Annotated in this window: 21 protein-coding genes; 17 read left to right on the top strand and 4 right to left on the bottom strand. The window is 71.1% G+C overall.

Annotated elements, in window-relative coordinates; genetic code table 11:
- The first annotated feature begins 134 nt into the window (after nt 1-134).
- From J2851_RS17400 to J2851_RS17380, 5 genes are read left to right on the top strand one after another with little or no spacing between them, the layout of a single operon-like run.
- Nucleotides 135-677 carry an MSMEG_0567/Sll0786 family nitrogen starvation N-acetyltransferase gene (locus J2851_RS17400; protein WP_209767652.1) on the top strand — a complete coding sequence of 181 codons (543 nt, stop codon included), beginning with the start codon at nt 135-137 and terminating at the stop codon, nt 675-677.
- Nucleotides 674-1,642: a sll0787 family AIR synthase-like protein gene (locus J2851_RS17395; RefSeq protein ID WP_209767651.1), complete on the top strand. Its 969-nt coding sequence runs from the start codon at nt 674-676 to the stop codon at nt 1,640-1,642. The genes J2851_RS17400 and J2851_RS17395 overlap by 4 nt, the downstream gene beginning before the upstream one ends.
- Nucleotides 1,642-2,838 (top strand): MSMEG_0565 family glycosyltransferase, encoded by a 1,197-nt coding sequence (locus J2851_RS17390; RefSeq protein WP_209767650.1) that lies wholly within the window; start codon nt 1,642-1,644, stop codon nt 2,836-2,838. The genes J2851_RS17395 and J2851_RS17390 overlap by 1 nt, the downstream gene beginning before the upstream one ends.
- Complete coding sequence (locus J2851_RS17385; protein ID WP_209767649.1) at nt 2,831-3,115, top strand: MSMEG_0570 family nitrogen starvation response protein; 285 nt, start codon at nt 2,831-2,833, stop codon at nt 3,113-3,115. The genes J2851_RS17390 and J2851_RS17385 overlap by 8 nt, the downstream gene beginning before the upstream one ends.
- Nucleotides 3,112-4,011, top strand: coding sequence for a Pnap_2097 family protein (locus J2851_RS17380; RefSeq protein ID WP_209767648.1), 900 nt, complete (start codon nt 3,112-3,114; stop codon nt 4,009-4,011). Before J2851_RS17385 ends, J2851_RS17380 begins: the two co-directional genes overlap by 4 nt.
- Here J2851_RS17380 and J2851_RS17375 read toward each other — a convergent pair.
- The 3 genes from J2851_RS17375 to J2851_RS17365 are packed head-to-tail and all read right to left on the bottom strand — an operon-like array spanning nt 3,966 to nt 7,167.
- The gene (locus J2851_RS17375) at nt 3,966-4,673 is read right to left on the bottom strand and encodes an ABC transporter ATP-binding protein (RefSeq protein WP_209767647.1); all 708 of its coding nucleotides are present in this window, start codon (nt 4,671-4,673) and stop codon (nt 3,966-3,968) included. The two genes, J2851_RS17380 and J2851_RS17375, sit on opposite strands and share 46 nt — an antisense overlap.
- On the bottom strand, nt 4,673-5,953 hold the full coding sequence (locus J2851_RS17370; protein ID WP_209767646.1) for an ABC transporter permease: 1,281 nt from the start codon (nt 5,951-5,953) through the stop codon (nt 4,673-4,675). The genes J2851_RS17375 and J2851_RS17370 overlap by 1 nt, the downstream gene beginning before the upstream one ends.
- Nucleotides 5,950-7,167: an efflux RND transporter periplasmic adaptor subunit gene (locus J2851_RS17365; RefSeq protein ID WP_209767645.1), complete on the bottom strand. Its 1,218-nt coding sequence runs from the start codon at nt 7,165-7,167 to the stop codon at nt 5,950-5,952. Before J2851_RS17365 ends, J2851_RS17370 begins: the two co-directional genes overlap by 4 nt.
- Nucleotides 7,168-7,419: 252 nt before the next feature.
- On the opposite strand from J2851_RS17365, the gene J2851_RS17360 reads away from it, so the two are divergent.
- Nucleotides 7,420-8,334 carry a LysR family transcriptional regulator gene (locus J2851_RS17360; protein ID WP_209767644.1) on the top strand — a complete coding sequence of 305 codons (915 nt, stop codon included), beginning with the start codon at nt 7,420-7,422 and terminating at the stop codon, nt 8,332-8,334.
- A 94-nt stretch (nt 8,335-8,428) separates the two neighbouring features.
- Here the strand turns inward: J2851_RS17360 and J2851_RS17355 are convergent, their stop codons facing one another.
- Nucleotides 8,429-8,626 (bottom strand): hypothetical protein, encoded by a 198-nt coding sequence (locus J2851_RS17355; protein WP_209767643.1) that lies wholly within the window; start codon nt 8,624-8,626, stop codon nt 8,429-8,431.
- Here J2851_RS17355 and J2851_RS17350 point away from each other — a divergent pair.
- The 11 genes from J2851_RS17350 to J2851_RS17300 all read left to right on the top strand — a co-directional run bounded on the left by J2851_RS17350 (nt 8,598) and on the right by J2851_RS17300 (nt 19,308).
- Nucleotides 8,598-9,857: an ABC transporter substrate-binding protein gene (locus tag J2851_RS17350; RefSeq protein ID WP_209767642.1), complete on the top strand. Its 1,260-nt coding sequence runs from the start codon at nt 8,598-8,600 to the stop codon at nt 9,855-9,857. The two genes, J2851_RS17355 and J2851_RS17350, sit on opposite strands and share 29 nt — an antisense overlap.
- A 78-nt stretch (nt 9,858-9,935) precedes the next feature.
- Nucleotides 9,936-10,802 carry a branched-chain amino acid ABC transporter permease gene (locus tag J2851_RS17345; RefSeq protein ID WP_209767641.1) on the top strand — a complete coding sequence of 289 codons (867 nt, stop codon included), beginning with the start codon at nt 9,936-9,938 and terminating at the stop codon, nt 10,800-10,802.
- Nucleotides 10,802-11,824: a branched-chain amino acid ABC transporter permease gene (locus J2851_RS17340; protein WP_209767640.1), complete on the top strand. Its 1,023-nt coding sequence runs from the start codon at nt 10,802-10,804 to the stop codon at nt 11,822-11,824. Before J2851_RS17345 ends, J2851_RS17340 begins: the two co-directional genes overlap by 1 nt.
- Nucleotides 11,821-12,540, top strand: a complete 720-nt coding sequence (locus tag J2851_RS17335) for an ABC transporter ATP-binding protein (RefSeq protein WP_209767639.1) — start codon at nt 11,821-11,823, stop codon at nt 12,538-12,540. The genes J2851_RS17340 and J2851_RS17335 overlap by 4 nt, the downstream gene beginning before the upstream one ends.
- A 4-nt stretch (nt 12,541-12,544) precedes the next feature.
- Nucleotides 12,545-13,261, top strand: coding sequence for an ABC transporter ATP-binding protein (locus J2851_RS17330; protein WP_209767638.1), 717 nt, complete (start codon nt 12,545-12,547; stop codon nt 13,259-13,261).
- A 169-nt stretch (nt 13,262-13,430) separates the two neighbouring features.
- A complete protein-coding gene (locus tag J2851_RS17325; protein ID WP_209767637.1) occupies nt 13,431-14,219 on the top strand; it encodes a putative hydro-lyase in 789 nt (262 codons plus the stop codon).
- A gap of 57 nt (nt 14,220-14,276) precedes the next feature.
- Entirely contained in the window at nt 14,277-15,029 is a 753-nt protein-coding gene (locus J2851_RS17320) for a substrate-binding periplasmic protein (RefSeq protein ID WP_209767636.1), read from the top strand.
- Between the two features lie 56 nt (nt 15,030-15,085).
- Nucleotides 15,086-15,853, top strand: coding sequence for a 5-oxoprolinase subunit PxpB (gene pxpB / locus J2851_RS17315; RefSeq protein WP_209767635.1), 768 nt, complete (start codon nt 15,086-15,088; stop codon nt 15,851-15,853).
- Entirely contained in the window at nt 15,850-16,872 is a 1,023-nt protein-coding gene (locus J2851_RS17310; protein ID WP_209767634.1) for a 5-oxoprolinase subunit C family protein, read from the top strand. Before pxpB ends, J2851_RS17310 begins: the two co-directional genes overlap by 4 nt.
- A 45-nt stretch (nt 16,873-16,917) precedes the next feature.
- Nucleotides 16,918-18,492: a methyl-accepting chemotaxis protein gene (locus J2851_RS36795; protein WP_209767633.1), complete on the top strand. Its 1,575-nt coding sequence runs from the start codon at nt 16,918-16,920 to the stop codon at nt 18,490-18,492.
- A 54-nt stretch (nt 18,493-18,546) separates the two neighbouring features.
- The gene (locus J2851_RS17300) at nt 18,547-19,308 is read left to right on the top strand and encodes a LamB/YcsF family protein (protein ID WP_209767632.1); all 762 of its coding nucleotides are present in this window, start codon (nt 18,547-18,549) and stop codon (nt 19,306-19,308) included.
- Nucleotides 19,309-19,310 lie beyond the last annotated feature (2 nt).

The raw sequence follows: 19,310 nt of genomic DNA, 5'->3' as shown, positions 1-19,310 counted from the left end.
CTGTGGCGTGGGAGGGTGAGGGCAAGGTCATCCCGAGAAACCAAGCCCTCACCCTCCCGCCTTCGGCGGGTCCCTCCCTCTCCCAGCGGGGCTGGGAGAGGGGAAAATTTGCGCCCACCCCCAGGGAGTGTTCCATGGTCGAGAGCCCCCCGTTTCCGTTCGTCACAAGCGCCTACCGCATCAAGCACGCGACCGAGGCCTGGGAACAGGCCGGCGCCGCCGCCCTGCGCCGTCTAGTCTTCTGCACGGAGCAGGGGCTGTTCCAGGGCAGCGACCGCGACGCAATCGACGATGTCGCGACCACCATCGTCGCGCTGTCGGACCTTTGCGGAATGCCGGACGCGGTGGTGGGGACGGTGCGCATCCACCAGCCGCAGCCGGGCTTCTGGATCGGCTCGCGGCTGGCGGTGGCGGAGGAGCACCGGCGGGCGGGAACGCTGGGGCCGGCCCTGATCCGCATGGCCGTCTGCACCGCCACGGCAATGGGATGCCTGCGTTTCTCGGCGCATGTGCAGAGCCAGAACGCCCTGCTGTTCCGCCGCATGCGCTGGAAGACGGTGGAGGAGGTGCTGCTGCACGGCATGCCGCACCACCACATGCAGGCCGATCTTGCGCACTACCCGCCGATCCACGACGGCTCCCTGGGCTTCATGGCGCTGCCGCGGAGGGCGGCATGAGCCTGTTGCAACTGGTCGAAACGCTGCGGGCGAGCCCCGGCTTTGCCCACAAGCGCGATATCGCCCCGGTGGTGTCGGCTCTGGCCCTGGCCGGGCAGCCCGACACCGCGGTCCCCGTCGGCGACGACTGCGCGGCCATCCCGGACGGCGACGGCCACCTGCTGTTCGCCATCGAGGGCTTCGTGAACGGCTTCGTCGCCGCGGAGCCGTGGTTCGCCGGCTGGTGCGGGGTGATGGTCAACATCAGCGACATCGCCGCCATGGGCGGCCGGCCGGTCGCCGTGGTCGACGCCCTGTGGAGCGACGGAGCCGCGGAGGCGAAGCCCATCCTGGAGGGCTTGCGCGCGGCGGCGGAAGCCTACGGCGTGCCCATCGTCGGCGGCCATTCCAACACCCGCTGCGACCGGCCGCAGCTGGCGGTATCGATCATCGGGCGCGCCGGCCCGCTGCTGACCAGCTTCGACGCGCGGCCCGGCGACCGGCTGATGATGGCGGTGGACCTGCGCGGCCGCTACCACGAGCCGAACCCCTTCTTCGACGCCGCCACCAGCGCCCCGCCGGAACGGCTGCGTGGCGACCTCGCCCTGCTGCCCGGCCTTGCCGAGGATGGGCTGTGCCGCGCCGCCAAGGACATCAGCATGGCCGGCGCCATCGGCACCGCGCTGATGCTGCTGGAATGCTCCGGCACCGGAGGCACCATCGACGTGACAGCGGTCCCGCGCCCGCCGGGCGTATTGCTGGACCGCTGGCTTCTGTCCTTCCCCAGCTTCGGCTTCCTGCTGAGCGTTCCGCCGGAGCACACGGAGGCGGTCGCCGCCCGCTTCGCCGCCCGCGGCCTCGCCTGCGCCGCGATCGGCACGGTGGAGGCCGGGACGCAGGTCGCCCTGACCGACGGGGATGAACGGATGCCGCTCTGGAATTTCGCCGACAGCCCGCTGATCGGCTGCGGCCCGAAGGAGGCGTGATGCCCAGGGATGATCTCAGCCGGAAACCCTCCGTCGGGCTGTTCGCCCATTCCACCAACCCGCGCGGCGGCGTGGTGCACACGCTGGAGTTGGCGGAGGCCCTGACGGCGCTCGGCCACCGCGTGACGGTCCACGCGCCCGACGCCACGGGACGCGGCTTCTTCCGCGCCACCCGCTGCACCAACGTCGCGGTCCCGGCCCGGCCAGTGGCCGGCGACGGGCTGGCGGCGCTGGTCGAGGCGCGCATCGCCGACTATCTCGACCATTTCGACCGCTCCAAGGCCGCCGCCTTCGACGTCCACCACGCCCAGGACGGCATCAGCGGCAACGCGCTGGCGACTTTGCGCGACCAGGGGCGCATTCCCGGCTACGTCTACACCGTCCATCACATCGACCGGTTCGACGACCCGGCCGTCGAGGCCCGGCAGTGGCGGGCGATCCGCAGCGCCGACCGTGTGCTGTGCGTCAGCCGGATGTGGCGCGACCGTCTGGCGCTGGAGCACGGCATCCGCGCGGCGCTGGTCGGCAACGGCGTGGATCTCGACCGCTTCACGCCGCACGCCGGTCTTGCGGATGAGGCCCTGCGGCAAAGGCTGGGGCTCGGCGCCGGGCCCATTTTCCTGTCGGTGGGCGGTGTGGAGGCGCGCAAGAACAGCGCCCGGCTGCTGCGGGCCTTCCTGTTCGCGCGCCGCGCGTTGCCCGACGCGCAGCTGGTGGTGGCCGGGGGCGCCACCCTGCTCGACCATTCGGCGGAGGCCCGCGCCTTCGACGCGCTGCTCGCCGAGCATGGGGTGGACGCGGGTCCCGGAAGGCCCGTGATCCGCACCGGCCCCCTCCCCGACGCGGACATGCCCGCCCTGTTCCGGCTCGCCACCGCGCTGGTCTTCCCCTCGCTGGTCGAAGGGTTCGGGCTGGTGGTGCTGGAGGCGATGGCGAGCGGCACCCCGGCCATCGTGTCGAGCATCCCGCCCTTCACCGAGCATCTGGCGTCCGGTGACGCGCTGTGGGTCGATCCGCTGGATCCCGCCGGCATCGCCGCGGCGATGATCGACGCCGCGCGTCCGGAACGGGCCGGGCCATTGCGGCAGGCCGGGCTGCGCCGCGCCGCCGGCTTCGGCTGGGACCGTTGCGCCCGCCGCCACGCCGAGGTTTACGCCGACCTTTTCGAGCACTGGAGGGACACCGCCCATGCCTGAGATGATCTTCCGCGTCCGCTGGCCGGACGACAGCCTGACCGACTGCTATTCCCCCTCCCTGGTGATCAGGGACCACTTGCGCGAGGGCGCCGTCTATCCGCTGGAGGAGTTCACGCGGATCAGCCGCGAGGCGCTGACCATCGCCAGCGACCGCGTCGCGGAACGCTACGGCTTCCCCTGCTCCCGCGCTGCCCGCCAGATCGGGGAGATCGAAGCCAAGGCCGCGCGTTTCGCGGCCCTGCCTGCCCCGACGGTTACAGTCGTTGCCTTCTCATGAGCGTCATCGCGCCCCAGCCCATCACCGCCGGCCTTCCGCCCCACCGCGTCGTCGCCGGGATGCCGCAGCTGTCGCGCAACGGGCTTTCGGAAAACTGGCTGCTGAAGGAATGCGGCCACCGCCACTGGCTGATGCTGGCGGACTCCTTCGGCCTGTCCACGCCGGAGTTCCGCGACCGCGACGGCGGCAAGCTCTACGCCACCTTCACCGGCGTCTCGGTCCGCGACGCGCGGCTCGACCGCGTGGAGGAGCATGACCCGCTGCTGTTCGACGGCGACATCGGGCGGGTGTCGCGCACCCAGTATCAGAGCGTCCAGCGAATCAGCGTGGCGGGCCAGACCGTCGCCACAGTCGCGATGGTGTCCATCTTCCTGCGCCGCGCCGCCCCCGGCGACAACCGCAGCGTCCTGCGCGCCCTGCCCGCCCGCGCGCCGGTCGGGATGGAGGACGCGGACCCCGGCGAGCCCCTGGCCGGCCTGACCCTGCGCTTCCGCCGCGGGACCTGGGAACGGCACCGCGGCTTCGACCAAGGCGCCGGCCGCACGCTGGGCGAAGTGGCGCTGCTCCCCTGCCCGCACGGCGATTTCAACGGCGCCGGGTTCCTCTATTTCGCCTCGTTCCAGTCCTTCGTCGACCGGGCGGAATGGGCGCTGTTGCGCGAGCGCAGCGCGCCTCTGGTCACGGCGGAACGCGAGCTGTTCTACTACGGCAACATCAACCCCGGCGACACGCTGACGGTCCGCCTGTGCGGCGAGCGTCCGGAGAGCGCGCGGCTGACCCACTGGTTCGCGATCGTCCGGGACAGCGATGGCCAGCGCATCGCCGACGCCTTCACCACCCGCCGGACCGTTCACGCCGCCGTCGGAATCGCCACCAGCCGCCCGTCCACGAGGTGAAAGCGCTGCGGCGCGGTGGCCGCGAGGCCGGCGTCGTGCGTGACCACGGCGACGGTGCGGCCGGCGCGCGCCAGCCCGTGCAGGATCTCGAACACCGCGGCGGCGTTGCGGGTGTCCAGCGCCCCGGTCGGCTCATCGGCCAGGATGAAGGGCGGGTCGTTGGCGAGCGCCCGTGCGACGGCGGTGCGCTGGCGCTGTCCACCCGACAGCTGCGCCGGCAGCTTGTCCGCCTGCTCCGCCATGTCCAGGCTGTCCAGGATCTCCAGCGCGCGGCTTCGCATGGCGGTGCCGGACAGCGCCCCCAGTTCCCGCATCGGCACCAGCACATTGTCCAGGACGGAAAACTCCGGCAGCAGGAAATGGAACTGGAAGACGAAGCCGAACCGCTCCAGCCGCAGCCGGTCGCGCGTCGCCGAGTCCAGCCCCGCCGTTGGCGCGCCGTCCACCAGCACATCCCCCGAGGTCGGCCGGTCGAGCAGCCCGAGCAGGTAGAGCAGCGACGACTTGCCCGACCCGGACGGCCCGGTGATCGCGGCCAGCGATCCTGGCCGGATGGTCAGGCTGACACCGTCCACCAGCACGGTCGGCACCGGACCCGGCAGCACGCGGACGAGGTCCACCGCCCGCAGCCCGCCCTCCTCCTGCACCACCGCGCCGGTCATCACACGGCCCCCCGGATGATGGTCAGCGGGTCGATGCGCGCCGCCCGGCTGGCCGGCAGCCACGCGGCGAGGACGGAGGTCGCCAGCGCGATGCCCCCGGCGATCGCGAAGCTGAGCGGGGAGGTGTCGACCCGCAGGGTCTGGGTGGGATCGGTGCTGCCGGGCGCGGGGATCATCCGCAGCGCCTCCGCGATGCCCACCGCGACGACCCAGCCGACCAGCATGCCGACCAGCCCGACCACCAGCCCTTCCACGATGAAGATGCGCGTCACCGTGGCCGGCGGCATGCCGACGGAGCGCAGGATGGCGATGTCGCGCGCCTTCTCCAGCACCACCGTGGAGATGATGTTGAAGATGCCGAAGCCCGCCACCACCAGGATGGCGCCCGTGGTCATGTAGATGATGACGTTCTGCAGCCGGAAGACGGACAGGACGCGGCTGTTCGTCTCCTCCCAGGGGGCGGCCTTGTAGCCGAAGCGGCGCTCCAGCGCGTCGGCCACGGGGATGGAGCGGGCGACCTCGGCCAGCCGGATGCGGATCTCGTTGATGACCCGCGGGCGCCCCTGCACCGCCTGCTGCTTGGCGAGCTGGACGTAGATCTGGCCGGTGTCCAGCGTCTCGATGCCCGTCTTGAACAGCCCGACGACGCGCAGCCGCGCCGTGCCGCCCGTGGGGCTGGCCAGCAGCACGGAATCGCCCATGCCGATGGCCATCTTCGCGGCGAGACCGGACCCCAGGATCACCCCGTCGGGTGCCGCGTCCAGCGCGTCGAGCCGCCCGGCCACCATCTCCCCCGCCAGCTGGGTCGCCCGCGCCTCCCGCTCCGGCCGGATGCCCAGGACGGTGACGCCATAGTCGCGGCCGGCGCGCCGCAGCAGCCCCTGCCCACGCAACGCCGGCGCCGCCTCCAGCCCCGGCATGGCCTCGAGCGCGTCGAGGATGGCCTGGGCGTTGGCGATGCCGCGCACCGGATCGCGCGCCACCACGCGGCGCAGGTCGAGCGCCGCGTGGGGCTCCAGCACCTCCAGCGGCTGGGCGGGTGGCGCGCGGTACTCGTCGGTGATCAGGACATGCGGCGTGGATTCGACGATCTGCACCAGGAAATACTGCTGGAATCCGTGCATCATGCCGGAAATGGCGATGAAGAAGCCGACCCCCAGCGCCACCCCCAGGATCGACACCGCGCTCTGCCGGCGCCGGGCGCGCAGATGGGCAATGGCGATCGACACCGGCAGCGGCACCATCGACCACCCGAGACGCCAAGTTGTGGGCGGGTTCATGGCCGCACCCGCACGCGGTCGCCCTCGGCGAGGCTGGCGGGCGGGGCCTCCAGCAGCCGGTCGTCGGGGCCGATCCCCTCCGTCACCTCCACGCGGGCGGGTCCCTCGGCGCCCAACGTTACGGGAACACGCTTCACGCGCCCGTCCGGGCCGACCGTCCAGACATGGGCCTGCCCCGGACGCCCGCCGCGCGGCGGTTCGCGCTGCACGGCGCCGGCGGGCACCAGCAGCGCGTCCCGCCGCTCCGCCACGATGACGTTCACGTCCAGCGTCATGCCGATGTAGAGCGGGCTGCCCGGCGGAAGCGTCGCCTCGATGCGGTAGGTGCGCGTCTGGCTGTCGCTCTCCGCCCGGATGTTGGTCACCGCGGCCTGGAACACGTCTCCGGGAAAGGCCTCCGCCCGCGCCGCGATGCGGGAGCCGATGTGGACCCTGGGTATGTCCCGCTCGTCGACGTCGGCGACGACGCGCAGACGGGTCGGGTCGGCCACGGTGAACAGCACGGCGTTGGCGGCCACGCTCTCCCCCGCCTCCACCTGCCGGCGCAGCACCACCCCGTCGATGGGCGCGTTGACGATGAGGTCGTCGAGCATGCGCCGGGCCAGCGCCACGTCCGCCTCCGCCTGCTGCCGCTCGGCCACGGCCTTGTCGCGCGCCTCCACCGTGGTGACCCCGCGCGCCAGCAGCGTCTCCACCCGCGTGGCCTCGGTCCGCGCCAGCCGCAGCCGCACCTCGGCGTTCTGCAGGCGCTGCTCCAGCTGCCGGGGGTCGAGCGTCGCCATGCGCTGCCCCGCCGTCACCCGATCGCCGTCGTCCACAAGCACCGTGGCGACGCGGCCGCCGACCGGCGGGCCGACGCGCACGGTGTTGAGGGATTCGACCGTGCCGGTCGCGTACACCGCCTCGATGGCCGGCCCGCGCTCCACGCCGGTGACCCCCACCAGCGGCGCCCGCCCCGCCCACCACAGCGCCGCCGCTCCCAACGCCGCAGCCAGCAGAACCACCACCAGCGGCACCCGCAGCCGGCGCCACAGCGACGGCCGGGGCACGGCGGGAACGGGCGGGCGCGGCACCAGCGGCCGTTCCGCCACCGGCACGGGCAGGCCCGGCGCGGCCGGGTTCGAAAGGGTCTGGTCCGCCCGGGCGCCATCTTTCGATTCGGGCGCCGGGTCCGGCGTGGTCGGCCGCGGTTCGGCCTCGTCTGGCTTCGTCATCGTCGTGTCCAACGCGACGTTGAATCACCGACAGTCTATTCCGGCGCGGCGCCCCCGTCATTGCGACGTGTCAACGCGCAGCCCCGACAATCGCCCGACCCACCGATCCGCCGTTCCTACGGGCCGGAAATTCGGATAGCGTGGGCGAAAAGGGAGTGGGCAAACGATCCCTCCGCACATCGGCGGCACATCGACGGCACGGGGGAAGGCCGCCGGAGTGCCGCGCGTGACGCCGCGCCGGACAGGAGCCGCATGCTGGACCTGAAGTCGCTGGAGACCTTCATCTGGACGATGCGGCTGGGCGGCTTCCGCCGGGCGGCGGAGCGGCTGAACACCACCCAGCCGGCCATCTCCGCCCGCATCGCCCAACTCCAGGAGGAGTTGGGGGTGCCGCTGTTCGAGCGGGTGGGCCGCCGGGTCGCGCCGACGCCGCAGGCCATGGTGCTGCTGACCTACGCGGAGCGGATGCTGGCGTTGCGCGACGAGCTGCTGCACGCGGTCGCCGACCGCAGCGCCATCCACGGCGTCATCCGGCTCGGCGTCGCCGAAACGGTGGTCCACACGTGGCTCAGCCGGCTGATCGAGCGGTTGAACGACCTGTACCCCGCCGTGTCGCTGGAGGTGGAGGTCGAAACCTCCCCCAACCTGCGCGACGCGCTCGCCCGCCACGACATCGACGTGGCGGTGATGCTGTCCTCCTACACCGACATCCGGTTCAAGTCGGTGCCGGTCGGCAACTACCCGCTGGCCTGGGTCGCCAGCCCGACGCTGCGCCTGCCGGGGGAGCCGGCATCGCTGGAGGATCTGGCGGCATGGCCGATCATCACCTTCTCCCGCACCACGCAGCCCTACGGCGTGATCCGCGAGATGTTCTCCTCCGTCGGGCTGTCGGTGCGGATGTTCGGCAACAGCTCGCTCGCCAGCGTGGTGCGGATGGCGGTCGACGCCGTCGGAGTCAGCGTGATCCCCATCGCCATCGTCCAGCGGGAACTCGGCGAGGGGCTGCTGCGGCTGGTCGATGTCCAGCACCCGCTGCCGGCGCTGAGCTTCAGCGCCGCCTATCCGGCCAACCACGACAACCACATGGCGTCCGTCGTGGCCCAACTGGCGGCCGACGTGGCCGCCGATTACGAGGCGACCCACGGTGTGGGCAACGGCGCGGCCTAGCGATCCGTCCAAATCCGATTGATAAAGACTCTTTATCATTTCAGATCAAAATATACGATTGGACGGAATGATTACTGTTCGTGCGATCATCCCTTCAGAAGGCGCCCAGAAACGAGCCGGAAAAGGCCGCGCCGCATGCCAACAACGGCACTGAACAAGGAGATTTCACGATGCGGTTTCCGGTTGCGACCACCAGAAATTGGTTTGCCAAAAACCGGTTCGACGACACGGCAGCGCCCGGCCGCCGGTCGGCGATCACGCGGATGCTGGCCGCGACGGCGTTGCTGGCCACCACCGCGCTGTCCGGCCTGACCTTCGCCACCGGCACGGCCCGCGCCGAGGACGAGATCCGCATCGGCGTGATCTATCCCCTGACCGGCGCCGCCGCCTCCACCGGCGTGGAACTGAAGGCCGCCGCGGAGCTGGCCGCGGCCATCGTGAACAAGGAGATCCCGGCCCCGGCGGGCCTCGTCGCCGGCGTCGGCATGCCGCACATGAAGGGCGCCAAGATCAAGCTGGTCTTCGGCGACCACCAGGGCAACCCGCAGGTCGGCGCCACCGAGGCGGAACGCCTGATCACCAGCGAGAAGGTGACGGCGCTGACCGGCGCCTATTTCTCCAACGTCACCGCCACCGCCAGTCAGGTGGCGGAGCGCTACGGCGTGCCCTTCCTGAACGGCGAGTCCTCCTCCGCCACGCTGACCCAGCGCAAGTTCAAGTGGTTCTTCCGCACCACGCCGCACGACGACCTGTTCGTCACCAACTTCTTCACCTTCCTCAACGACATGGAGAAGAAGACCGGTGAACAGCTGCGCAGCGTCGGCCTGTTCAACGAGAACACGCTGTGGGGCAACGAGACGACCAAGCTCCAGACCAAGCTGTCGGAAGAGCAGAAATTCACCATCGCCGAGAAGATCCTCTACCCGGCCAAGACCACGCAGATGACGTCGGAGGTGCAGCGCCTGAAGGCCGCCAACCCGGCGGTCATCATGCAGTCCAGCTATCTCGGCGACGCCATCCTGTCGATGAAGACCTACAAGGAGCTGGGCTTCCTGCCGAAGATGCTGCTGGCCAACGACGCCGGCTTCAACGACAGCGAGTTCCTGAAGACCATGGGCAAGGATGGTGAGTACATCATCAGCCGCGAGGTCTGGGCGCTCGACCAGGCGGAGCGCAACCCGCTGATCAAGCAGGTCAACGACCTGATGCGCGAACGGTCCGGCGTGAACTTCAACGGCAACTCCGCCCGCGCCTTCACCGGCATCGCGGTGCTGGCCGACGCCATCGACCGGGCCGGCTCCACCAAGCCGGAGGACATCCGCAAGGCGTTGCAGGAAACCAACATCCCGGCGTCCGGCCTGATCATGCCGTGGAAGGGCGTGAAGTTCGACGAGCACGGCCAGAACGAACTGGGCCAGGGCATCATCGTGCAGGTCCAGGGCGGCCAGTATGTGACGGTGTGGCCCTTCGACGTGGCGACCAAGCCGGTCGTCTACCCGATGCCCGCCTGGGACAAGCGCTGACCGCGCGCCTCCCTCTCCCCTCCGGGGGGAGAAGGGACGCCTGCCCCCTGGCCCACCCTTTTCGGAAAGGGCGCGGCAATGACCGCCGACATTCTCTTCCAAGTGCTCGTCTCGGGCCTGCTGATCGGGCTGATCTACGCCCTGGTCGCGGTCGGCCTGACGCTGATCTTCGGCGTGATGGACATCGTCAACTTCGCCCACGGCGAATTCCTGATGCTGGGCATGTACGCCAGCTTCTGGGCCTTCGCCCTGTTCGCCGTCGATCCCATCGTGGCGCTTCCCTTCACGGCGCTGCTTCTGTTCGCGGTCGGCGTCATCGTCTACCAGACGGTGATCCGCCGCATCCTGAAGGCGCCGATGCTGTCGCAGATCTTCGCGACCTTCGGCCTGATGATCCTGCTGCGCGGGCTGGCCCAGTTCTTCTGGAAGCCCGACCACCGGCTGATCCCGCACAGCCTGGTCAGCGGCAACCTGACGCTCGGCTCCGTCCAGTTCGGCCTGCCGCAGTTCGTGGCGGCGCTGGGCGCGGTCGGGGTCACCGGGGGGCTGTGGTACTTCCTGCACCGCACCCGCCTCGGCACCGCGCTGGAGGCCACCGCCATCGACCGCGAGGCCGCCACGCTGATGGGCATCGACGGCCAGAAGATGTTCGCGCTGGCCTGGGGCATCGGGGCTGCCTGCGCCGGCATCGCCGGCGGACTGATCGCCACCTTCTTCCCGATCTTCCCGGAGGTTGGGGCGAACTTCATCCTGATCGCCTTCGTGGTGGTCGTGCTGGGCGGCTTCGGCAGCGTCACCGGCGCCTTCCTGGCCGGCATCATCGTCGGCCTGATCGAGGTGCTGGGCGGCTTCCTGGTCGGCCCCGAATACAAGACCGCCATCGTGCTGTCGCTCCTGCTGGTCGTCCTGCTGGTGCGCCCGCGCGGCCTGATGGGGAAAGCGTGATGTCCGAGCGAACCATTCCCACGCCGGTGAAGGCTTTCGGGGCGCTCGCCCTGCTCGCCTTGGCCGCCCTGCTGCCGCTGGTCGTCACCGAGCCGTCGCAGCAGAACTTCCTGATCCTGATCCTGATGGGCGCGCAGCTCGGCGTTGCCTGGAACATCGTCGGCGGCTACGCGGGGCAGGTCTCGCTCGGCCACGCCGTGTTCTACGGGATCGGCGCCTACACCTCGACCATGCTGCTGCTGACGCTCGGCCTGTCGCCCTGGGTCGGCGCGCTGGCCGGTGGGGGAGTGTCCGTGCTGTTCGCCCTGGCCATGGGATGGCCCTGCTTCCGGCTGAAGGGCCACTATTTCGCCATGGCGACCATCGCGGTGGCCGAGATCGTGCAGATCCTGGTGACCAACAGCGAATTCCTGGAGGGTGCGGTCGGCCTGTCCCTGCCCATGGACCAGAGCGGCTGGGGCGTGCTGATCTTCCTGTCGAAGCTGCCCTACTACTACGTGATCCTGGGCCTGCTGGTGCTGACGGTGCTGACCGCCTGGGCCATCGAGCGCAGCCACATCGGCTATTATTTCCGCGCCATCAAGGACGAGCCGGAGGCGGCCCGCGCTCTCGGCGTCAGCCTCACCCGCTACAAGCTGATCGCCCTGTCGGTGTCGGCCTTCCTGACGGCGCTCGGCGGCAGCTTCTACGCCCAGAAGGAGATGTTCATCGACCCGGGCTCCGTCCTGGCCGGGGCGATCTCCATCAAGATCGCGCTGATCGCCATCCTGGGCGGCGTCGGCACGCTGCTCGGCCCGGTGCTGGGTGCGGCGGTGCTGATCACCATCGAGGAGTACAGCCGCACCCTGTTCGGCAGCACCGGCTCCGGCACGGACATGATCATCTACGCCGCCATGATCATCCTGGTGGCCGTCTTCAGCCCGTCCGGCGTGCTGGGCCTGCTGGGCGACCTGCGGCGCTTCCTGCCCGGCGCCCGGAGCAAGGGGCCCGACATGGCCGACAAGATGGAGATCCGCCCGTGAACACCGCCCCCCTTCTGGCCGTGGACGGCCTGGGCAAGGCCTTTGACGGTCTGGTCGCCAACCGCGACATCAGCTTCAAAATCCACCACGCCGAGATCGTCGGCCTGATCGGCCCCAACGGGGCCGGCAAGACGACGCTGTTCAACTGCCTTGCCGGCTTCTACACCCCGACCACCGGCCGCATCGCCTTCGAGGGGCGCGACATCACCGGCTCCTCGCCGGAGTCCGCGGCGGCGCTTGGCATCGCCCGCACCTTCCAGATCGTCCGCGTCTTCCATTCGATGACCGCGCGGGAGAACGTGATGGTCGGCGCCATGCTGCGCGACAAGCGGGTGCGCGAGGCGCGCAAGCGGGCCGACGCGGAGCTGGCCTTCGTCGGCTTGTCGCACCGGGCGGACGTCCCGGCCTCCGACCTCACCGTGTCGGAGCAGAAGCGGCTGGAGGTCGCCCGCGCGCTCGCCACCGACCCGAAGCTGATCCTGCTGGACGAGGTGATGGCCGGCCTGAACCCGACCGAGGTGCGCGAGGCCTCGCAGCTCGTCCACCGCATCCACCAGCGCGGCATCGCCAGCATCATCGTGGAGCATGTGATGGAGGGCATCATGCCCATCGCCCACCGCATGCTGGTCCTGGACTATGGCGCCAAGATCGCCGACGGCACCCCGGCGGAGATCGCCGAGAACCCGGCCGTCATCGCCGCCTACCTGGGGGATTGATCGCATGACCGAACCGATGCTCCAGGTCCGCAACATCCAGTCCAGCTACCGCCGCGTCCCGGCCATCCGCGACATCAGCCTGTCGCTGAACCGGGGGGAGATCGTCGCCATCGTCGGCGGCAACGGCAACGGCAAGTCGACCACGCTGCGCGCCATCGCCGGCCTGAACGCGCTCGACGGCGGCGCCATCCGCCTGAAGGGCCAGGACATCTCCGCCGTCCCGGCGCACGAGCGGGTCAAGCGCGGCCTCGTCCTGGTGCCGGAAGGGCGCCGCCTGTTCCCGCGCCTGACGGTGGAGCAGAACCTGATGCTGGGTGGCTTCACGACCAGCGACCACCACAAGCGGCAGGAGACGCTGCAGTTCGCCTACGACACCTTCACGGTGCTGGGCGAGCGGCGGCGGCAGCAGGCCGGCACCCTGTCGGGCGGGGAGCAGCAGATGCTGGCCATGTGCCGCGGCCTGATGAGCCAGCCGGACCTGCTGATGCTCGACGAGCCCTCCTGGGGCGTGGCGCCGAAGCTGGTGACCCGCATCTTCGAGACGGTCCAGCAGATCCGCGAACGCGGCATCACCGTCCTGCTGGTCGAACAGAACATCCACCGCGCGCTGGAGATCGCCGACCGCGGCTACGTCATCCAGACCGGCCGCGTCGTGATGGAGGGCAGCGGCACGGACCTGCTCGGCAACGACGAGGTCCGCCAAGCCTACCTCGGCATGTGAACGCGCCCCTGCCCCTTCTCCCCCCTGGGGAGAAGGTTGGGATGAGGGGGTTCGGCGCAGCCGAAATCATCCTCGCCCGGAACATCCTCGCCGCGCGGCCCCCTCACCCTGACCCTCTCCCCAGGGGGGAGAGGGGAATGAAGCCCAATCCTTCAACCGGAACCCACCCATGACCACCACCACCCCGACCGCGGCCGAAGAGCGGCTGCGCATCCGCTCCGGTGCCTACACAGGCCCGACCGCCGGGCTCGCCCCCGGCCACGTCCAGGCCAACCTCGCCATCCTGCCGGCGGACTGGGCCGGCGACTTCCTGCGCTTCTGCCAGGCCAACCCGCGCCCCTGCCCGTTGCTGGCGGTGTCGGAGGTCGGCGACCCGTCGCTGCCGACGCTGGGCACGAACATCGACATCCGCACCGACGTGCCGCGCTACCGCGTCTACCGCGACGGCGTGCTGACCGACGGGCCGACCGACATCACGGAGCTGTGGCGCGACGATTTCGTGGCCTTCCTGATCGGCTGTTCCTTCTCGTTTGAAGAGGCGCTGCTGGCCGACGGCGTGCCGGTCCGCCACATCGAGCTGGACCGCAACGTGCCGATGTACGAGACGAACATCCCCTGCGTCGGCGCCGGCCGCTTCTCCGGCAGCATGGTGGTGTCGATGCGGCCGATGACGCCGAAGAACGCCATCCGCGCCATCCAGATCACCTCGCGCTTCCCGTCCGTGCACGGCGCGCCGGTGCATTTCGGCGATCCAGAGGCCATCGGCATCCGCGACATCGCCGACCCGGAGCATGGCGAGGCCGTGCCGATCGCGGCGGGCGAGGTGCCGGTTTTCTGGGCCTGCGGGGTCACGCCGCAGGTGGCGATCCGCAACGCCCGGCCGCCGATCGCCATCACCCACAGCCCCGGCGCCATGCTGATCACCGATCTGCTGAACACGCACCTGTCGGTTCTCTGAGCGTCCCAATCCGAACGTTCCAATCCGAGCGTCCACCGTCAGCGGAGGTTTCCCCCCATGCCCGGCCTCTTCAAGACCACGCTTCTCGCCACCACCCTGGTGTGCGCCGCCCTGCCCGCCGCCGCCGACCAGCTGCGCATGGTGGCGCTCAGCTTCCCGCCGCTGATCCACGACGACGGCGGCAAGCCCGCCGGCATCGCCTACGACATCGTGACCCGGGCGATGGCGAAAGCCGGCCACACGGTGACGGTGGAGATCATGCCCTGGGCGCGGGCGCTGGACACCGTCCGCGACGGCGGGGCGGACGCGATCTTCACCGCCTACAAGACGCCGGAGCGCGAGCAGTTCCTCAACTACTCCACCGAGGTGCTGGTGCCGCAGGTGGTCTCGCTGTTCGTCGCGAAGGACAGCAAGGTCGCCTTCGACGGCGACCTGTCCAAGCTGGCGGCCTACAAGGTCGGCGTCGTCAACCAGATCAGCTACGGCTCCGTCCTCGACGACGCCTTCAAGGCCGGCGTCCTGCCCGCCGTGGAGAAGTCGAACGACAGCGACAGCAACGTGAAGAAGCTGCTGTCCGGCCGCTTCGACGTGATGCCCAGCAACCGCTACGTCGCCCAGTATTTCCTGAAGCAGGAAGGCGCGCTCGACCGCGTGAAGGAGTTGTCGCCCCCGGTGCAGGACCTGCCGAGCTACATCGCCTTCACCAAGGCGCGCGACACCACCCGCCTGCGCAACGACTTCGACGCGGGCGTCGCGGCGATGAAGGCCAGCGGCGACTACCAGGCGCTGCTCGACAAATACGCGCGCTGAACCGCAAGGGCGGGCCGGCCCCGGCCGGTTCCGCCGTCCAACCCCCGAGACCGACCATGAGTGTGATTCCCCTGCCCGCGTCCGGCCGGACTCCGGTCCTGCGCGCCGCCGGCGACAGCGCCCTGATCGTGGAGCTGGGCGACGGCATCGCCCCGGCGCTGAACGCCGCCGTCCACCGGCTGGACCGCCGCATCGCCGAGTCCGGCCTTCCCGGCATCGTCGAGACGGTGCCGACCTACCGGTCGATCCTCGTGCAGTTCGATCCCGCGGTGACCGGGCTGGAGCCGCTCGGCCAAACCCTGCTGGACCTTGCCGCCGGGCTCGACACGGCGGCGGCGGAGCCGCAGCGCCGGTGGATCGTGCCGGTCTGCTTCGGCGGCGCGCACGGCGAGGATCTGGACGAGGTGGCGCGCCGCAGCGACCGGACGACGGCGGAGGTGATCGACCTTCATTGCAGCGCCGACTACCGCGTCTACATGCTGGGCTTCTCGCCGGGCTTCGCCTATCTGGGCGGCTTGCCGGAGGCGCTGCACCAGCCGCGGCGGGAGAATCCGCGCATGGCGACGCCGGCCGGCAGCGTCATGCAGGGGGGTGCCCAGGCCGCCATCTCCCCCATCGTCATGCCCAGCGGTTGGCACCTGCTGGGGCGCACGCCGGCCCGCACCTTCGACCTGCGGCGCGACCCGCCCTTCCTCCTCGCTCCCGGCGACCGGGTCCGCTTCACCGCCATCAGCCCCGCGGAGTTCAACCGGCTGGAGGCGCTGCCCGGCTTCGTCCCCCCGAGCGAGACGGTGCCCGCCGCCGGGAAGGAGGTCGCCGCATGACCACGCACCTCCGCATCCTCGCCGCCGGTCCCAGTTCCACCATCCAGGATCGCGGCCGGGTCGGCTACCAGCGCTACGGCGTGTCGGTCGCCGGAGCGGCGGATCCGCTGCTGCACGCCGCCGCCAACATCCTGGTCGGCAACCGGCCCGACGCGGGGGCGGTCGAGTTCGCGCTGGCCGGCGACAGCCTGACGGTGGAGGGCGGCCCCGCGCGCGTCGCCGTGGCGGCCGACGTTGCTGTGACCGTGGACGACCAGCCGGTTCCGGCCTGGACCAGCCTGCGCCTGCGCGACGGCCAGACCCTGCGCGTCGGTCCCTTACGCAGCGGCATGCGCGGCTATTGGGCCGTGCAGGGCGGCTTCGCCATTCAGCCCGTTCTGGGCAGCGTCGCCACCCACGTGCGCAGCCGCCTCGGCGGGTTGGACGGGGGCTTGCTGAAGGCCGGCGACCGGCTTCCGCTCGCCCTGGACGAAGCGCCGGACCAGGGGGAAGCCACGCTCGACCCGTCGCTTCTGCCGGCGCGCGGCGGCACGCTGCGGGTCGTGCTGGGGCCGCAGCAGGAATACTTCACCGCCGCCGGCCTCGCCGCCTTCCTGGGGGAGGAATTCACCGTCAGCCACGAGGCCGACCGCATGGGCTGCCGGCTGAACGGCCCGGCCATCGAGCACGCCCGCGGATTCAACATCACGTCGGACGGCATCCCGCTCGGCGCCATCCAGGTGCCGGGAACCGGACAGCCCATCGCGCTGATGGCCGACCGCCAGACCACCGGCGGCTATCCCAAGATCGCCTGCCTCGTCGGCCCGGACGTCGCCGCGCTGGCGCAGAAGCGGCCGGGCGACCGCCTGCGCTTCCGCGCGGTGGAGGCGGAGGAGGCCCAGCGCATCCACGCCCGCCACCGCGAGACGCTGGACGCCCTGCCCGGCCTGCGCCGGTCGGCCGGTGGTTTCGACCTGCACGACAGCACCCGCCTGCTCGGGTTCAACCTGATCGACGGGGCCGTGACCGGCTGGGACTGACGCCCCGGGACGGCCCTGAAATCCCAACCACACACGAGGTAGCCGATGGTGCAGCTTCTGGGCCGGACCCTGGCCCTGCGGGTCGTCGTTCCGATCGCGGTGATGGTCACGGCGATCAGCTGCGCCGGCATCGCCGCGGTGGTCGCCATGAACCGCGGCGACGCCCGGATCGCGCTGGAGGATCGGGCGAGCGTCACGGTCCGCGTCATCGCCGGCGGCCTCGCCGAGCCGATGTGGAACGTCGACAAGGAGTCCGCCGCCGCCCAGCTGGCGGCACTCGCCAACGACCCGGACTATGTCGGCAGCCGCATCACCGACCCCAAAGGCAAGGTCTTCGCCAGCAGCGGCGACCTGTCCGCCGCCGATTCCTCGAACCTCGTCCGCCGCGCCGACATCCAGCGCGGCTCGGGCAGCCGCGTGGAGACACTGGGCACGGTCGAAATCCACCTCTCCCCGCGCCGGGCGGAGCGGCAGGCGACGGAGCGGGCCTGGCTGCTGGCCGGCGGCGGGCTGGCCGCGCTGGTGGCGCTGTGCGGCGTGCTGTTCCTGATGGTGCGCGGCGCCACCCGGCCCATCGTCCGGCTGACCGCCGTCATGACCCGGCTGGCCGGCGGGGCGGTCGAGGTGGAGGTCCCCTCGCTCGGCCGCCGCGACGAGATCGGCCGCATGGCCGAGGCGGTCCAGGTCTTCAAGGAGCAGGGCGCGGCCAAGCGCCTGCTGGAGGCCGAACAGGTGGAACTGCGCCGCCGGGCGGAGGAGGAGCGCCGCGCGGCCGTTGCCGCCGTCGCCGACGACTTCGAACGGCAGGTGGGGACCGCCCTGTCGGACGTCCTCGCCACGGCCGACCGCATCGACGAGGCCACGCATGTCCTGGCCGAGGCGGCCGACCACAACGGCCGCACCAGCCGGCACGCGGCCGGCAACGCGACGACCGTCAGCGGCTCCGTCGAGGGCATGGCCGTCGCCGTCGACCAGCTGGCCGCCTCGATCCGCGAGATCTCGGTGCAGGCCCAGTCGTCGCAGTCCATCGCCGGGGAGGCGTCGCAGCGCGCCTCCCGCGCCCGCGACCAGGTCGGCGGGCTGGTGCAGGCGGCCGAGCGCGTGACCACCGTCATCACCCTGATCAACGCCATCGCCAAGCAGACCAACCTGCTGGCGCTGAACGCCACCATCGAGGCGGCGCGCGCCGGGGAGGCCGGAAAAGGGTTTGCTGTGGTGGCCGGCGAGGTGAAGGCGCTGGCGACCCAGACGGCGAAAGCGACCGAGGAGATCGAAAGCCAGGTCCGGACGATCCAGGACTCCACCGGCCAAGCCGCCGGGGAGATCGTCGAGATCGCCCGCGTCGTCCAGGCGCTGAGCGAAATCAGCGCCTCCATCGCCGCCGCGGTGGAGGAACAGAACGCCGCCACCGCCGAGATCGGCCGGGGCACCAACGACGCGGCGGACGGCGTTCGCGCCCTGCTGGGCGACGTCACCACCGCCACCGCCATGGCCGAGCGGACCGGCGACGCGTCGGTCCGGCTGCAGGGATCGGCCGCCGACCTGAAGGACCGCATGACCGCGATGCGGACCCAGGTGGCCGGCTTCGTCCGCTCCCTGCGGGCCTCGGACCTCGACTGAATCGCCGGGGGGCCTGCCCCCTCCTTCCACCATCCGTCACGACAAGGACCACCCATGCCGACCATCGACCTGAACTGCGACCTGGGGGAGGGCTACGGCGCCTGGACGATGGGCGACGACCGGGCGATGCTGGGCATCGTCACCTCCGCCAACATCGCCTGCGGCTTCCACGCCGGGGACCCGTCCATCATGGCGGAGACCGCCCGGCTGGCCGGGGAAAAGGGCGTGCGCATCGGCGCCCATCCGGGGTTCGAGGATCGCGCCGGCTTCGGCCGCCGGATCATCCGCGGCCTGTCCGCGCGGGAGGTGGAGGGGCTGGTCGCCTACCAGATCGGCGCTCTCCAGGCCTGCGCCGCCCTGTCCGGCCAGCGCGTGACCCACGTGAAGCCGCACGGCGCGCTCTACAACATGGCGGCGGTGGAGGAGGACTTGGCCGTTTCCATCGCCCGCGCGGTCAAGGCGGTGGACCCGGCGCTGCTGTTCGTCGTCCCGCCGCTGAGCGCCATCGAGCGTGCGGGCGAGGCTGCCGGGCTGCACGTGGCGCGCGAGGCCTTCGCCGACCGGACCTACGAGGACGACGGCACGCTCACCCCGCGCAACGTCGCCGGATCGGTGATCCACGACCCCGACGCGGCGGCGGAGCGGGTCGTGCGCATGGTGCTGGAGGGCGCGGTGCACAGCCGCCACGGCACCCGCCTGCCGATCACCGCCGACACCGTCTGCGTCCACGGCGACACGCCCACCGCGGTCGCCATGGCGGCCACCGTCCGCCGCGCGCTGGAAGCGGCCGGCGTGACCGTCCGGGCGCTGGCGTGAGC

This window comes from Azospirillum rugosum (assembly GCF_017876155.1).
GTDB lineage: Bacteria > Pseudomonadota > Alphaproteobacteria > Azospirillales > Azospirillaceae > Azospirillum > Azospirillum rugosum.
The sequence above is the reverse complement of the archived record's forward strand: the minus strand, read 5'-3'. Positions and strand labels throughout refer to the sequence as shown.

Coding starts and splice junctions, on each gene's coding strand:
- J2851_RS17400 (WP_209767652.1), top strand. CDS start 135: ATGGTCGAGAGCCCCCCGTTTCCGTTCGTCACAAGCGCCTACCGCATC.
- J2851_RS17390 (WP_209767650.1), top strand. CDS start 1,642: ATGCCCAGGGATGATCTCAGCCGGAAACCCTCCGTCGGGCTGTTCGCC.
- J2851_RS17360 (WP_209767644.1), top strand. CDS start 7,420: ATGCTGGACCTGAAGTCGCTGGAGACCTTCATCTGGACGATGCGGCTG.
- J2851_RS17330 (WP_209767638.1), top strand. CDS start 12,545: ATGACCGAACCGATGCTCCAGGTCCGCAACATCCAGTCCAGCTACCGC.
- J2851_RS36795 (WP_209767633.1), top strand. CDS start 16,918: ATGGTGCAGCTTCTGGGCCGGACCCTGGCCCTGCGGGTCGTCGTTCCG.
- J2851_RS17325 (WP_209767637.1), top strand. CDS start 13,431: ATGACCACCACCACCCCGACCGCGGCCGAAGAGCGGCTGCGCATCCGC.
- J2851_RS17380 (WP_209767648.1), top strand. CDS start 3,112: ATGAGCGTCATCGCGCCCCAGCCCATCACCGCCGGCCTTCCGCCCCAC.
- J2851_RS17310 (WP_209767634.1), top strand. CDS start 15,850: ATGACCACGCACCTCCGCATCCTCGCCGCCGGTCCCAGTTCCACCATC.
- J2851_RS17375 (WP_209767647.1), bottom strand. CDS start 4,673: ATGACCGGCGCGGTGGTGCAGGAGGAGGGCGGGCTGCGGGCGGTGGAC.
- J2851_RS17370 (WP_209767646.1), bottom strand. CDS start 5,953: ATGAACCCGCCCACAACTTGGCGTCTCGGGTGGTCGATGGTGCCGCTG.
- J2851_RS17365 (WP_209767645.1), bottom strand. CDS start 7,167: ATGACGAAGCCAGACGAGGCCGAACCGCGGCCGACCACGCCGGACCCG.
- J2851_RS17350 (WP_209767642.1), top strand. CDS start 8,598: ATGCTGGCCGCGACGGCGTTGCTGGCCACCACCGCGCTGTCCGGCCTG.
- J2851_RS17320 (WP_209767636.1), top strand. CDS start 14,277: ATGCCCGGCCTCTTCAAGACCACGCTTCTCGCCACCACCCTGGTGTGC.
- J2851_RS17340 (WP_209767640.1), top strand. CDS start 10,802: ATGTCCGAGCGAACCATTCCCACGCCGGTGAAGGCTTTCGGGGCGCTC.
- J2851_RS17300 (WP_209767632.1), top strand. CDS start 18,547: ATGCCGACCATCGACCTGAACTGCGACCTGGGGGAGGGCTACGGCGCC.
- pxpB (WP_209767635.1), top strand. CDS start 15,086: ATGAGTGTGATTCCCCTGCCCGCGTCCGGCCGGACTCCGGTCCTGCGC.
- J2851_RS17395 (WP_209767651.1), top strand. CDS start 674: ATGAGCCTGTTGCAACTGGTCGAAACGCTGCGGGCGAGCCCCGGCTTT.
- J2851_RS17345 (WP_209767641.1), top strand. CDS start 9,936: ATGACCGCCGACATTCTCTTCCAAGTGCTCGTCTCGGGCCTGCTGATC.
- J2851_RS17385 (WP_209767649.1), top strand. CDS start 2,831: ATGCCTGAGATGATCTTCCGCGTCCGCTGGCCGGACGACAGCCTGACC.